This window comes from Lacticaseibacillus boliensis (assembly GCF_054784775.1).
The window spans coordinates 1-14063 of record NZ_BAAIHN010000049.1; the positions used below are offsets into that span (position 1 = coordinate 1).

At 43.4% G+C, this 14063-nt stretch carries 13 protein-coding genes; all 13 read right to left on the reverse strand.

Annotation, left to right across the window (positions count from 1 at the left end; genetic code table 11):
• Nucleotides 1–189: 189 nt before the first annotated feature.
• On the reverse strand, nucleotides 190–1188 hold the full coding sequence (rfbB, locus tag ACYVRB_RS13270) for a dTDP-glucose 4,6-dehydratase (RefSeq protein WP_461215919.1): 999 nt from the start codon (nucleotides 1186–1188) through the stop codon (nucleotides 190–192).
• A gap of 23 nt (nucleotides 1189–1211) precedes the next feature.
• Nucleotides 1212–1652 (reverse strand): GtrA family protein, encoded by a 441-nt coding sequence (locus ACYVRB_RS13275; protein ID WP_461215921.1) that lies wholly within the window; start codon nucleotides 1650–1652, stop codon nucleotides 1212–1214.
• Nucleotides 1653–1715: 63 nt separating this feature from the next.
• Nucleotides 1716–2672: a glycosyltransferase gene (locus tag ACYVRB_RS13280; protein ID WP_461215922.1), complete on the reverse strand. Its 957-nt coding sequence runs from the start codon at nucleotides 2670–2672 to the stop codon at nucleotides 1716–1718.
• A complete protein-coding gene (locus tag ACYVRB_RS13285; protein WP_461215923.1) occupies nucleotides 2669–3559 on the reverse strand; it encodes a beta-1,6-N-acetylglucosaminyltransferase in 891 nt (296 codons plus the stop codon). The genes ACYVRB_RS13280 and ACYVRB_RS13285 overlap by 4 nt, the downstream gene beginning before the upstream one ends.
• Nucleotides 3559–4725: a CDP-glycerol glycerophosphotransferase family protein gene (locus ACYVRB_RS13290; RefSeq protein WP_461215924.1), complete on the reverse strand. Its 1167-nt coding sequence runs from the start codon at nucleotides 4723–4725 to the stop codon at nucleotides 3559–3561. The genes ACYVRB_RS13285 and ACYVRB_RS13290 overlap by 1 nt, the downstream gene beginning before the upstream one ends.
• Complete coding sequence (locus tag ACYVRB_RS13295) at nucleotides 4722–5936, reverse strand: hypothetical protein (RefSeq protein ID WP_461215926.1); 1215 nt, start codon at nucleotides 5934–5936, stop codon at nucleotides 4722–4724. Before ACYVRB_RS13295 ends, ACYVRB_RS13290 begins: the two co-directional genes overlap by 4 nt.
• Nucleotides 5937–6381: 445 nt before the next feature.
• Nucleotides 6382–7272, reverse strand: coding sequence for a beta-1,6-N-acetylglucosaminyltransferase (locus ACYVRB_RS13300; RefSeq protein WP_461215927.1), 891 nt, complete (start codon nucleotides 7270–7272; stop codon nucleotides 6382–6384).
• Nucleotides 7273–7304: 32 nt separating this feature from the next.
• Nucleotides 7305–8741, reverse strand: coding sequence for an oligosaccharide flippase family protein (locus tag ACYVRB_RS13305; protein ID WP_461215929.1), 1437 nt, complete (start codon nucleotides 8739–8741; stop codon nucleotides 7305–7307).
• Between the two features lie 237 nt (nucleotides 8742–8978).
• Nucleotides 8979–9362: a glycerol-3-phosphate cytidylyltransferase gene (gene tagD, locus ACYVRB_RS13310; RefSeq protein ID WP_461215935.1), complete on the reverse strand. Its 384-nt coding sequence runs from the start codon at nucleotides 9360–9362 to the stop codon at nucleotides 8979–8981.
• Nucleotides 9363–9443: 81 nt separating this feature from the next.
• Nucleotides 9444–10052: a YveK family protein gene (locus tag ACYVRB_RS13315; RefSeq protein ID WP_461215930.1), complete on the reverse strand. Its 609-nt coding sequence runs from the start codon at nucleotides 10050–10052 to the stop codon at nucleotides 9444–9446.
• 42 nt (nucleotides 10053–10094) lie between these two features.
• On the reverse strand, nucleotides 10095–10913 hold the full coding sequence (locus ACYVRB_RS13320; protein ID WP_461215931.1) for a glycosyltransferase: 819 nt from the start codon (nucleotides 10911–10913) through the stop codon (nucleotides 10095–10097).
• Nucleotides 10914–10923: 10 nt separating this feature from the next.
• Nucleotides 10924–12324: a sugar transferase gene (locus ACYVRB_RS13325; RefSeq protein ID WP_461215932.1), complete on the reverse strand. Its 1401-nt coding sequence runs from the start codon at nucleotides 12322–12324 to the stop codon at nucleotides 10924–10926.
• A gap of 377 nt (nucleotides 12325–12701) precedes the next feature.
• Nucleotides 12702–13748, reverse strand: coding sequence for an acyltransferase family protein (locus tag ACYVRB_RS13330; RefSeq protein ID WP_461215934.1), 1047 nt, complete (start codon nucleotides 13746–13748; stop codon nucleotides 12702–12704).
• Nucleotides 13749–14063 lie beyond the last annotated feature (315 nt).

The following is a 14063-nucleotide window of genomic DNA, read 5'->3' on the forward strand; positions in this document are numbered from 1 at the left end:
CGGTCTGTTCGTGGTGCATCGATCACCAACTTCTCCGCTCAGTCAGTATTCGCAACGCTCCAAACGTTGCTTTCAGACCGGCCAGATGCGATTTCATGTCCCAAATACCGAGGTGAATAATCCAGGTTCACATTTGCTTCTAGTTTAGCGCGAAAAGAAAGGTTGTGCTATAACGCACTTGATTGTGCCTTACTGGCCGCGATCGGCGTAACGGGCCTCGACCTCTGCCTTTTGTGCCGCCCACCACACCTCATGAGCCCGATACCAGGCAATCGTCCGCCTGAGACCGGCGGCAAAATCACGCGTTTTCGGAGACCAGCCGAGTTCTTCGCGTAGCTTACTGGCATCGATTGCATAGCGTCGGTCGTGGCCGGGGCGATCACGGACAGCGTCAAAAGCATCGCGTGGCTGACCCATCGCCATCAAGATTTCTTCCAACACAGCGCGATTGCTTAACGGATTGTTAGCCCCGATCAGATAAGTCTCCCCGATTGTACCGCGCGTTAAAATCATCCACACCGCCTCGGAATGATCTTCTGTGTAGATCCAATCCCGCACGTTTTGGCCACTCCCGTAGAGTTTGGGACGGCGACCAGATAAGATATTGGTGATCTGTCTGGGGATAAATTTTTCAATGTGTTGATATGGCCCGTAGTTGTTAGAACAATTTGACAGCGTCGCTTGCACCTTGAAGCTACGAACCCATCCTTGCACCAGCATGTCACTAGCGGCCTTTGTCGCCGCATAAGGACTGGAAGGATGGTAGCGCGAGGTGCTCGTGAACTTCGCGGTGCTGTCTAGCGGCAAATCGCCATAGACCTCATCGGTAGAGACGTGATGAAAACGAATCTGATACCGACGCGCGGCTTCCAACAAGGTGTAAGTGCCCATGATGTTGGCTTGCACGAACGGCGCGGGATCTTGCAATGCGTTGTCGTTGTGGCTCTCTGCGGCAAAATGCACACAGGCATCCACCTGTTTCATCAGTGAATCAACCAGCTGCGCATCACAGATGTCACCAACCACCAGCTTCACGCGCTTGCCCAAGACATCAGCGAGATTAGCCCGATTGCCGGCGTAAGTCAGCTTATCCAACACGATGATATCGACGTCTGCATGCTTACGGTAAACCATCTGCACAAAGTTAGCCCCGATAAAGCCCGCACCGCCAGTAACAAGTAACCTCATATCAACCCACTCCTTCGATCAGCTTAGCGATCGCTTGGTTTATTTCTGAAGATGATAAATTTACTGAATGCGTAATTGGCCACGACGATGACGACCTGGGTTAGGATCTTGGCCACTATTTTCGCCCATCTGAAAAGATTGATGAACAAAAACATACAGGCGTAATCGATTCCTAACGACACGATCCGCGCCGCCATGAACTTCGTCAGCTCCCACACCAAGCCGCCAAGACTGTCTGTGTGCGAGTTGAACACCCACAACTTGTTAGTGACGAAGGCAAAGAGCACCGACAATAACCACGCCAAGAAGTTCGCAATCTGCCAGCTGATACCCAAGCGCGTCGCAACACCAAAGACAACGATGTTAACAACCGTCGTTAGCCCCCCGAAGAAAACATACGTAAACACATCCCAGAGTTGATGTGCCTCTAGCCAAGCTTCACCACGATAAAATAGTGTTTTCACAATCAATCCTCATTCTCATTGACTGCAGTGATCGATTATTATCCCAGATCCGATTTGCTCAGCCTACGAATGTTTCGCATGCTTTCGAAAGGCTTGAGCCAATTTGAGTAGCCGGAGCTTAGCTAAAATATAGGCAATCTTATATTTAGCACTTAACGCTGAAAAACCAACATGAGCAATGACCGTTTTTGTTCTTTGCCACGTTTCTGCATCGAAGCGTTGCTGATAGGCTAGTAGCGAAAAATAAGCTGCAAAATTAGCAAAAAAGCGGTCAAAAATAGGAGATTCATGATTCTTAAAGAAGGCCATGCAATCTTCAATATTGAGATATAAATCGGTTGCGTTCTTGCTTGCACCTTCATTGGATATTGACCCTGGACGATCTCGATAATAGTACAGATCCTCACTCAAGCTGACAACGCGACGACTAAAATAAGCAACTCGATACGTGGTTGCCATATCTTCGTAATTCCGACCTTCAGGGAACACGATTTGATTAGCTTCATACACTGAGCGTTTTGTGATAAACGACCATGCGTAATTATCTCGATTCCTCTGGAAAATTTCACTTAATATATCTTGCCCGGTTGACAATGTTGGATGTGCATCGATGCCAGTAGCTTCAGGTATGGTGTCAGTAAATCTCATGAAATCAAAGAAAATGCTATCAGGAGAATCATATTCATCGATTAGCTGCTTAAGACGTTGCACCGCACCAATAGCCAAGCAATCATCAGAATCAACGAACCAGACATACTTTCCACTTGCTGCGTGCAGGCCAAAGTTTCTGGCTGAACTCAAGCCACCATTTGGTTTGTGTAGAACCCGCCAATTGACCTCTGGAAAATCTTGGAGATAGTGGTTTAGAACCTGGATTGAATTGTCTCGTGAACCATCATCTACAAAAATCACTTCGCAATTAACGAGTGGTTGCGCCAGGATGCTTTGCGCGCACTCCGTAATATAATTTTGAACATTGTAAACAGGAATAATCAGGCTTAATAGAACTCCATTGTTCATTGACCGCTATCCTCACTAATTGATTTTAATAAGTCTTGTTTCAGATTCCTCATTTCGGAACTATCACCAAATTTTCTTGCAAACAATTTATCAGACCGGAGCATCACATCCAAATCATCGTGCGATAAGAATTGAGGAGAATTGCCGGTTTCCCAGCGAATGTAGCGTAAATTTCCTTGATCCATATACGCAATTCGATCTTTAAACTCGGAATTCAACGCTAATGTCTGTATGAAAACTTCATCGGGGGCTCTTGTATCTTTACATAACTGTTTGATAAGGTCTTTGCGGCTGATGATATACTTTGCAAAATCATCTGTAATTGAAAACCACTGTGAGCCTTTCCCGATTTGGCTGATACTCTTCACGTGACGTAGCCGATTGACCCGCATAATATGCTCCACAACCAACAAGAGCTTCTGTCCAACCCAAGCGACACCGTGCTTTTTACCAAGCCGCTCCTGCAAAGGATAATAATAACGGAGACGATTGATCGTATTCTGGTCGTCGACCCGTTCAAACTCCACGAATTCTCTGTCACTATCTTGTAGCCGCTTATGCAATTGCTGGCTGGTTACAAGCGGAAAATCACTCTCTGAGAGTAAATGATAGTATCGATATGCCGTTTTGCTAGCGGTAGCTGCCGTCAACAAATTTAATTCAGCTTCAACCATCGAGTATGCCGCCCAGCCGACTGATACTCGGGGAACGAAGAAGACGCCTGCGCGCTTGATGCGCTCCTGCACCAGTTGTTCGTTAAGCGTCGCTGTCTTCGCATCGACGTGGATATAAAAATCATTCAGGTCATCATCTAGTGCTTCCATAACACTCAATGCTTGCTCATTGATCTCACGAACCAGGAACAAAAAAGCATGCTTGTCAAACATTAGCGAGTACCTCCAGCCATCTCTTCGAGGACATGGGTTGCCAGCAACTCGGCACTATGGCCAGTTTCAGAATTTCCAATAAAGTGAAGAAATGCTTCCCGTTTTGCTAAAAACTCTTGTATATCAAAATGCTCAATATTCTGAATCAACTCGTCTGTGCCTCGGCTGATTGAAAATGGTAAATGCGTGATGATATCATAGACGCCACGTTCATCGTGTATGTATCGCTCATAATCTTTTGCAAAGATAAATGTTGGCGTCTCAGCATATAACGCATTAAACATCACAGAAGAAAAGTCAGTTACCACAAAATCAGCCATGGTGATCAGTTCTTGTAGATTGGGGTACGCGGTTACGCCAACGGAGTTAGGGTTATCCGCTACCACCTGCGCTTCATGTTCACGGGCATTGGGATGAAGCCGAATTAAGACCTTCCATTCGCCACCAAAGCGTTGCCCTAAGGCTTCACATACAGCTCCGGAATCAATATGGTAATCGCTTAATGTAAACTCATCCCTAAATGTTGGACAGTATAAGACCGTCCGTTTGCCAACAAGATCAAGGGATTCCTTGACACGACTTGATACAGATTCACTTTTGCTTTCTAATACGCCATCTAAGCTAGGGGTCCCGTAATCAAGCACCTTCCCTGAAAACCAGAACGAATGTTTATAGACGTTAGCTGTATATGTATTCCCAGCAAGCATGTAATCCGTATGCCGTCCATCTCGCTTTGCCTCTCGAAGATATACTTTATCGAGTTTATCTTCTGCGTCCAGTTCAATCTTCTTCAGCGGCAAGACGCCATGCCAGACCTGGTAGTATCGCTGATTAATCTTCTTACGCGGAAAATACTTTTTTCGAAAATCATCGATCCAAATTTTAGCAGTTGCCAGCTCGTAGTAAGAAGCGATGGAGTTATACTTAACCACCCGCACACCTGCAGGAACTGCTGCATCAACATCAAGCGCTAACCAGACAATGTCAAGACTTCTGTTTTTTTTGAGTAGTGCCCGAACAACCAGTGCGGGATTACCGGAAAAATTCTTACCACGGAAAGAAGTAACCACTACCTTATGATCGTCAACTTTAAATAATGCACTCGGGTAAATAAAGTCGATGAATCTAAGCACTAATGATTTTGTATATGAAATAAGTTTACTCATTTAAGTAACCACCTAAAGGGATATAGAATATTGAAGAAATCACTCCTAGTCATCATCTCAGAGCCTGTGTATTGATATGCTTGCCATACGATTGACCACAAGAGCATCCCGATCCATACCGTTTGATTAAAAAGAATGAGATACGTATCATCTAAATATTTCTCTTCTGCAACAATTAGAAATACGGCACAAAAATCTACAAGAAAGGCAAACCGAATCCACGTCGTCCCTGCAAGAAAAGTCCAAATGAACGTCACAAATAGCATCAAGGCGGTAAAAATCAACATACGAAACTCGCCTGCTGAAGATAATTTTCGCGCTTTGATCAACAATGGCGTCAAGAGGCACAATTGAATGAAGGTAAACACCATCTCAATATGCTTACCTAGACTTCTGCCGAGACTACGATCAGCCTGAGCAAACCATTGTTGGACTGCAGAACCGTCTCCACCACCATTAATGTAATAGATTGCTTTGCTAGCAAACATTTTGAATACACTCGTCTGAGACATTAGAACGACTAATACAACGATGACCAAAATCATGATGATACGATGGCTCTTCTTGATGTCACTGGTCAATTTTTGCACGACGAACATCAATAGCCTAATGCCTAAAAACAGCAAGGTGGCAATATGCATTGTGAAGCCGATTAAATAGACTCCGAATGTGAAAACATCCCGCTTCTGCTGATACACATCGCGATAAAACGCAAGCATAAACAATGCCAAGCTAGAGATGTAACGGATGTTCGTAATTACCTGGCCCCACGGCATAAACAAGATGAACGTCAGGTAGATAAGCCCACGCAATGGTAACGCAAATTGCTTATCTGAGATGTAGTCCTTAATAATATAGAGGCCGATGGTTGCTACCAGTATCACGACAACAAAAGGTAATAAGTTATTCCAAGTCAGCTTAGACATGACGTAAAAAAATACCTGTTGCGAGACTTGCACCTTTTGTGTCGAATCTAGTGTTTGGAAAAATTCGCCAAAACTTGAAAAATTACGAATCGTATCCAACTGTAGGAAATATCGGGATAAATCAACCTGAACGATTGGAACATAGAATAGGCCCAATAATCCTAACATCCCAGCCATAGGTAACACGTCAGTAAGCTTTCTACGATCCAAAAGCAACTGTCGTCCCGCGGGAATTAACGCAGCAAGCGGTGAAATGCAAATAATAAAAAGTAGTAATAATACCAACGTATTTCTCCCTAGTTTAAAGATTCAGTTAGAATTTTTTTACCTTAACGCTAGTCTCTAACGAATAAGTGAACGGGCGCCATACAAGCTTCTTAAGAATCTTGCGAAAGCCCGACCCCCAAGAATCATACCAGAAAAAGCGCGTTTCCGTATCGGCTACGCGCAACTTTTAGAAATTCTACGATGTCTCGCGTACGGATCAACACACGATGAGCGCTCATACTTCGTTGAGATTGACAGTAACCTGAAATAAAACTGTGAGGACGTATTGTGCAACAAACCGCTAGCGCCAGATGAGCATTATTTTGTACAGATCATTTTAGAACCCAATAGTCGATTACGATTTTGCGGTTTCCATGACTAGATTGAATATCGAACGATCAATCTCTAAATGGTCTTCCGACTAAGCAAGATTTCATCTCGCCAGAATTTTAGACTTGATTCTTCATCGAGGAGAACGGGCCAGTTGATTAAGCACCGCTTCAATGATGGCGCTGTCGGTATCCGGATTGAACTTACGCGCAAACAAAAGCTCGCTACGCTTGAGGATATCGAAATCTTCAATGGTCAAATCCCGTGGGGCATGGTTGACCCATTCAATAAACCGCATATTACCAAGTTTGCTGTCATCAAATTCTCGATGGTATAATCGGTCCTTATATTTTGAATTCACCACGATCGTCTGCAAGAAAAGCTCATCTGCACACTGGGTATGCTTAAAATATGGCAATATTTTCGGCGTCTGAGCCAGGACATAGCGCGCTAAATCATCGGTAATTGAGAACCAATTCGAGCCCATCTGAAATTCCAAAGTGGTTTTCTTGATGCGGTTCACTTTCAAGAGAGACTGGATGATCATTGTGACACGTTGCACCTGCGAATAAAAAAAGTTATGCCGTACGTCATGCTCTTGAAACCAGGCATATCTTCGCACGCGAGACAATTTTTCAGGCGCAATCACAGGCTGTTGAAACTGGACGAGTTCTTGTCCGTGCATCTGATCAAAGAACTGATGAATCTGATCTTGTGTCTTAATTGGCAAGTCCACACCAGAGATCAAATGATAGTACTCATAATGCCCAGTGTTAGTCGCAGTTGTTAACACCGCAATCTCAGATTCAATCTGTGAGAAGGCACCCCAATGGACATTGACGCGTTCACTAAAGTAGACGTGAGAATACTTGAGATCAACGTTGATCCCTTGTTTATATGAATCTGGCGCCTTTTTATCGATGTGCAAAAAAATATCATTACGTGGATCATCTAAAACGGATAATAACTCATTTAAAAGCTTCAAATGGTTATGTGCAATAATAAGAAACGCATGTTTTCCCATTGACTCAATACCCCATTTCATAAGCATTCAGGCTACGCAGCTTGACGTCCTGCAATTCGATGTAAAATATCTTTCATGACTCGATTGCCCGTCACAAACAGCATTAGGAGAAAGACGACTGTTAATAGCACTGTCTGTAAGACTAAATCAATAAAAAGCGAACCCGTGTTCATTGGTAGTAACAGACCGATGGCTAGCGTCACGCCACCACAAACCAATGTCGTCCACTCTCCTTTTACCACCTGTCTCAGTGGTAATTCATGTCTTACCAAAAACATGCGTAAGAACAAAACGATTGATTCTGTAAATACAATGACGAAAGTTGCCCCGATCGATCCAAAATGAGGAACAAGAAGTATGTTCAAGCTCACCGAAACTGCAGCCCCGCAATAGTATGGAATGGAATATATTTTGAACAATCCCCTCGAAAGGGTATATTGGTTCGCGTAAACTCCCCCATAGCTGACCAATATGATGATAAGAGAGCCCCAAAACATATTCCAGCCCATTGTCGCGTTCTTGGCCGCCCAGAACCACTGGGTAAATTTGATCGCATTAATCATGAAGGCAACACAGAGGTAAACGGCTAAGACCAAGGTGTAATCCAAGCTGGTCTTCAATAATCTAACCACACCAGTATGACCAGAATCTCCCGTCATCATTTTTGCCATCTTTGGCATCAAAACGCTACTAACAGAACCAGCAACCGCAATAACAGCGCGCGCCATATTCTGTGGATACGCATAATAGTTCAGTTGGATGACACCAGCCAGCCGTCCCACGAGTTGCTGATCGAACGAAATGTACAGTTGGGTTGCAATTGTTGGTAGCGTTACGAGCAACGCTTGAATAAAGTACCGGTTGACCCAACCAAAATCCCGCCGTTTGGGCCGGGTGCCCAGCAAATGTGGCAGGTCGATCCAAAAAATAATGTTAGCCAGGTAGGTCACCGAATTAATGAGCAGATACAGCCATAAATCCTTAGGGCTGTGGATCAGCAAGAAGACTGAGCTAACAATCAATAATTTGATCAGTGTGTTTCGAAGGATGACCTTCTTGATATCACCTAACCCGACAAAACACCACGAGATATCGATAACAAATCCAAGTAAGTAGGGAAGCTCTAAAAGATAGTAGAACTTATAATCAAGAAACAAAACAACACTTAGGGCGTACAAACCCATAACCACGAGGCCAACGACGAGCTGAACCGTCCATAACTTTGCAAACGTCTTGGCTCGGTCCTCACGTTTGGACTGTGCCATCGTGCGCACACCAAACTGATTCATCCCAAACAAAATCAACACAGACAATAACGACGGGATAGAATTGATCAACGCATTGATCCCCATCGCTTCTTCGTGCATAACACGATAAAGGTATGGCTGTGTCATAAATGGTAAGAACAGGATCACGACCTGATATAAGCCATTGTATATAATGTCACTGGTGGTTTTCTTTAGTTTCATCGATTGAAATACGCTCTCTAACTATAATTAAGATTTGATTGGCAAACGGTACGACACTTCAGATCTTACCAATCTCGCTAGAAAACATCTGAAGGTCCACTCGCCATGGACGTCATTGCACAATGCCGAGTAAAGTGCGCCTTATTTCAACTACACACTACTGAGAAAACGCGCATCAAAAAGCAAATGAAAAAATGTGACAGCCTCTTTCTCAGTCGATTTTGACGCGATGGATTCTTATTTCAAGTCTTCTTTGATTTGAGTGGTTGAAATGCCTTCCGTTCTTGGCAGATAGATTACTTTACAATAATCTTTCAAGAAGTCGAACTGCCCTTTCCAGTCGTCACCCATCACAAAAATATCAATCCCATATTTTTGGACATCTGAGACCTTTTGTTCCCAATCATTTTCTGGAATGACCTTATCAACATAACGAATTGCCTCAAGGATATACTTACGATGCGCGTAACTGTGATACGCTTCCTTATGCTTGACTGCGTTGAACTCATCCGTAGAAAGGCCAACAATCAATTCGTCTCCAAGAGCGGCAGCTCGCTCCAATAACCGAACATGTCCCCAATGCAATAAATCAAACGTCCCATATGTTATTACGCGTGTCATCATGTTCCTCCATTAATCAGTTTCAACTTACAAAATAGGCTGAACTTTACAGACTAGTTCAGCCAATCCAGATGTTTTATATTAATTCCGACGCTTCTTTGTACCGCGGGTTTGATAGCGATCCAGTAAAATTGTGCACTCGATCCCAACAACAAAACCGACAACGCCACCAAGCACGATTGCTTTTTTGGCGCTAAGCCCGCCCGAATTTTGACCTGAGATCCGTGCTGGTGTCACGATCGTGTTTTTGAGTGTTGGCAACTTCTTTGTGGCCACAATAACTACCCGTTTCGCGATTAAATTAGCCAGCTTTTTGACATCGTGCGCAGAGCCTTCGTCAGCCTTAATTGTAAGGATCCGCGAGTTGCCGTTGACTGTGACTTGTAAACTATCGGAAAGATCATTAAAACTAGCCTTATCTTTCTTTGAATCAATTGCTGAATTGTATTGCTTAATAGCCACACCCAACACATCATAAGTCTTGACCATGTCCATGAGTGTCCCATTACTAACATCGTAATTTTGTTTAGGAGAAATCATGACTTGCGTCGTCGCGGTATGCGCAACAGTCCCTTTTGGCCGTAAAGCCAGAGTCGCACCTGCACCAATGACTGTAAGTACCACAACCACCCAAATATGCTTCCAAATGACGTGTAACACACGGCCAAAGTTAAACTTTGATTCTTTCATTAAACATGCTCCTCTTTCAATCCAACAATGTTTCACCAGTAGTTATGCGTGCAACTTCTTAGCATACACCCATCCGCGCAACTGATTCGGCATCAGACTAACGACCACATGGATGCCACTAACCAACACGAAATCTGATAGCTTACCAAGACCAGCCCGATAAACATGGTAGCGTCCTTTAATGCCAGACACAAGATAAGAAATTCCGCCCCTTCGAAGATACATATCTGCACCGGTCCGTGCATATACCAAATCTTCTTGGACGTTGTAAGCAATCGTTCCTTGTTTCAGCATACGCGCCCATAAATAATAATCTTCAAAGCCTTTTAGCGGCTGGTAATTGCCTGCTGCCAAGACTGCATCTCGCTTAAACATCACTGCCATGTGATTAAATGGATTGCGTCGCTTCGAAAACTGCCGAATCTCTTCATCGGTTTCAGGCAGTCGCCGATGCCCAACAACATGCTCAATGTCACCATCAAATTCGGTAATGTTACTGCTACAGATTCCCAGCGTAGGTTGGCTTGCAAACTGATGTGCTTGGCGCTCCAAACGGTTACGCGCCATGATATCGTCAGTGTCCATCCGTGCAATCAATTGATTCTTGCACGCTTTTACACCAATGGCTAAGGCAATCCCCAAACCTTGGTTGTGAGCTTGTGGTAATACCCTCAAACCTGGCATGACGACCTGAAACTTATCTAGCACCTGCTGCAATCCTGACGTAATGGGACCATCTAAAATAATCACGACCTCATCAGGTGGTAACGACTGCTGGCGAATACTTTGCAGGCTCGCTTCCAAAAACTCGGGTCGTTCTTTGATATACAGCGACATTAAGACGCTAATTCGCTCTGCCATTAGCGACCTCCTACTGCAAATGTTGAATATCGTTCTCTTCGACAATTTTCTCGAGCTTCACGACACTCGGTTCTTCTTCATTGTCTAGCCCTTGCGAGGAAACTTTGTCAAAAAGGATCTTAATGGTCTGTAACAAGATCTTAGCATCCAAGAAAATCGAATAGCACTTGATATAAAGCAGATCAAACTTCAATTTACTGTGATAGTCCGACGCGTATTTCCCATAGACTTGGGCGTATCCGGTAATGCCTGCCCGAACGTTATGGCGCAAATAGTAATGTGGTTCTTCACGATTGAACTGATCAACGAAGAATGGCCGCTCTGGGCGCGGTCCAACGATAGACATATCCCCTCGAAGAACGTTGAAGATCTGTGGTAATTCATCCAGCCTCAACTTCCGAAGATATTTACCAACGGGAGTAATGCGCGCATCATGTGCTTTGGCAAGCGTTGGCCCCGACTTCGATTCCGCATCGGCTCTCATCGTCCGGAACTTTAAAATGTTAAATTCCTTTTGATTTAGCGTAATCCGCACTTGTTTGTAAATAATCGGGCCTGGCGAAGTGACCTTAACCAAAATCGCGGTGACCAACATAAACGGTGACGCGATCACGAGCAAAATCAACGCGACAACGATATCAAAAACACGTTTGAAAAATGCATTTTCCGGTGTGATGTGAAAATTACGGATGCCCATTACTGACTCATCTTCAAAGTTCATGAGGTTCGGGTTAAGCATCAACAAATTATCAAAAGTCGACGTGAGCATGATTTCTTTTTCATGTTTCAGCGCGAGATCGACAATTTCTCGTCTTTCATCATCAGACAAGCTCTTGGTCAGGTAGAAGATATCGACGTCGTCAATGATCCTCTCTGCATTCTCTAGAAAGTGTGCGGTGACCACATATGTCACCTTATGTTTGTTGTTCTTTGTAGAATTGAAGTTCTGCACAATGGCTGGTAGTTCATTCTCATTCGAAAGCACTGCAACACGTTGATTACTGGTGAAGCGCAGATACATGAAGAAGATAAACACTCGCCAAATACATAAAACAACGATACTGATTAAAAATGAATAAACCAGCACAGACCTTGGAAAAGCAAACAGCCGTCCCATAAAGGTAATCATGATCAGCGCCGCAATCGTTAATATTTGACCCAGAACGGTTGTAAAGATAATATCGCTGACCCGCCGATTATAGAATACATATACCCCAAGCAGAAAATTCACGATCAAAAACACAATGCTGATATAGACCGCAGACTTTTCATATGTGTAAAAGTTTCTATCCGGAATCACGTGGCCAAACTTCAGATAGAAGGCCGCCAACACGCTGAGATTAAAAAGAAGAACATCCCCGACCATGGTCGCAAAGCGTTTTAAGCCATTCCATGCAACTCTCTGTCTCATACAACAACCCTCTCAAAATCAATTAGTTAACTCGCTCAAAGCAGAAAAGCATACCTCGTTGATTATACCATAACTACAACAACGGTCACTCTTGTATGATACCAGATGAGCTGACCGTTGTCGGTTGTGCTTGATAAGCTTAATGAAATCTATGAAGTCAGGCTTCTAGCAAATCAGTCGATGCCTGGTACATCTCTAATCTATGGTAGTTGATATCACACCTCAGCCAACGCTCACAAAGAAAAACCACCGCAATACAGTATGTACAGACCATGTAATTTCGATTTCATTGACGATAAGTAGCTCTTCAACTTTCACGAATGCGGAACAGTTCATCCCCTTATCTACATGCGGCCACTCATTCTCACTGCAAGCTCTCAATGCGTATACTTGAGCCACTTGAGACCATGAACCTTTTCGAATCTTAATATGACCCATGTCAAGATCATGCAAACGACTACAGCAACCAACCATAACATCAACGATCCCGAAAAACGTGTTACCGCATGTCCAAAGTGTGCGAGCAGTCTTCTTATCGTGCTTTGGAATGAATCATGGAAACAGTAACCAATAGTGCTGAACGCTCGTAAAAAACGCGCGTGAGGAACGTGAAAGTTAACCGATAAAATTCCTAAGAAGAGAACTGAACAAAATGGAATCAACATGAAATAAGCATCATTACCTATCGAAAGCTTCTTGGAGACAACAAATCCCTGCTCAACATACAGCAGAAGCCCCGAGACAACCAAGCCAACAAGCCATCTTTTCCAAGAATTCACTCTAAACTGCTCATCTGCAAACCACTTTCCCATTGCAAGCCAGATTAAACTAATTGGAAAGTTCATATACGGCACAAAATAAAACGGAATTTTCGTTAAAGACTGATTCAAGATTTGACCTAACTCGGTATTACCATAATTTGATAGAATGACACACCAAGCGTAGACGACTAACGCACAAAGTATCAGTACATAATTATTTACAAATCGGCTAACAAAATATACTATCGGTACGCCTACAATTAGTGCACCAATGTACCACGATGCGAGAAATGCCGCCCCAATGAAGTAATCTTCAACAAGGCGCGCAAGCGCAGTCAAAATGCTTAAGCGAAAATAATTGCGCATCAGAATAGACGCTGGCAACAAGAGAACATACCAAACTGAATAAAGTTTCAGATAACGAATTACGCTTCGCTTCAAAACCCTAGGTGCATCTTGCTTAGACCTGCGATTAATATTAGAAAAAAAGAAATAAGCACTGAACATAAAGAAAATAGGGACTGCTATCCGCAAGATTGGATAAACCAACAAACTCAGTATAGGTATTTTATCCCAATAAATTGTATGAATTCCAATTACCATTAGCGCTAAAATGGTCTTTACTAACTCAAAACTTTCATTGTATCTTTTTTTTTCGCTCAAAACATTTCCCCTAATTCTCAACGAGTCTCTTGGGTCGTAATATGTTCGCAATCAACCATCCTGCAAATCTAATTCATTCATTTTACCATAGCCATCAACGACTGGACGAATGAGAGCACCAACATCATCGCATTTGACGTTTCATAGATTCTAAGATCACTTAAATAGTTTTATTAACAAAATAAAAAGGGTCTACACTTTCTGGTGTTGGAGAAATCCAACGCCGAGAGTGTAGGCCCTTTTTAAAATGACAAATTAAAAGGACACCTACAAAGCTACCCATGCTATGCTCTAAGCGTCGAAACCAAAAGCTAG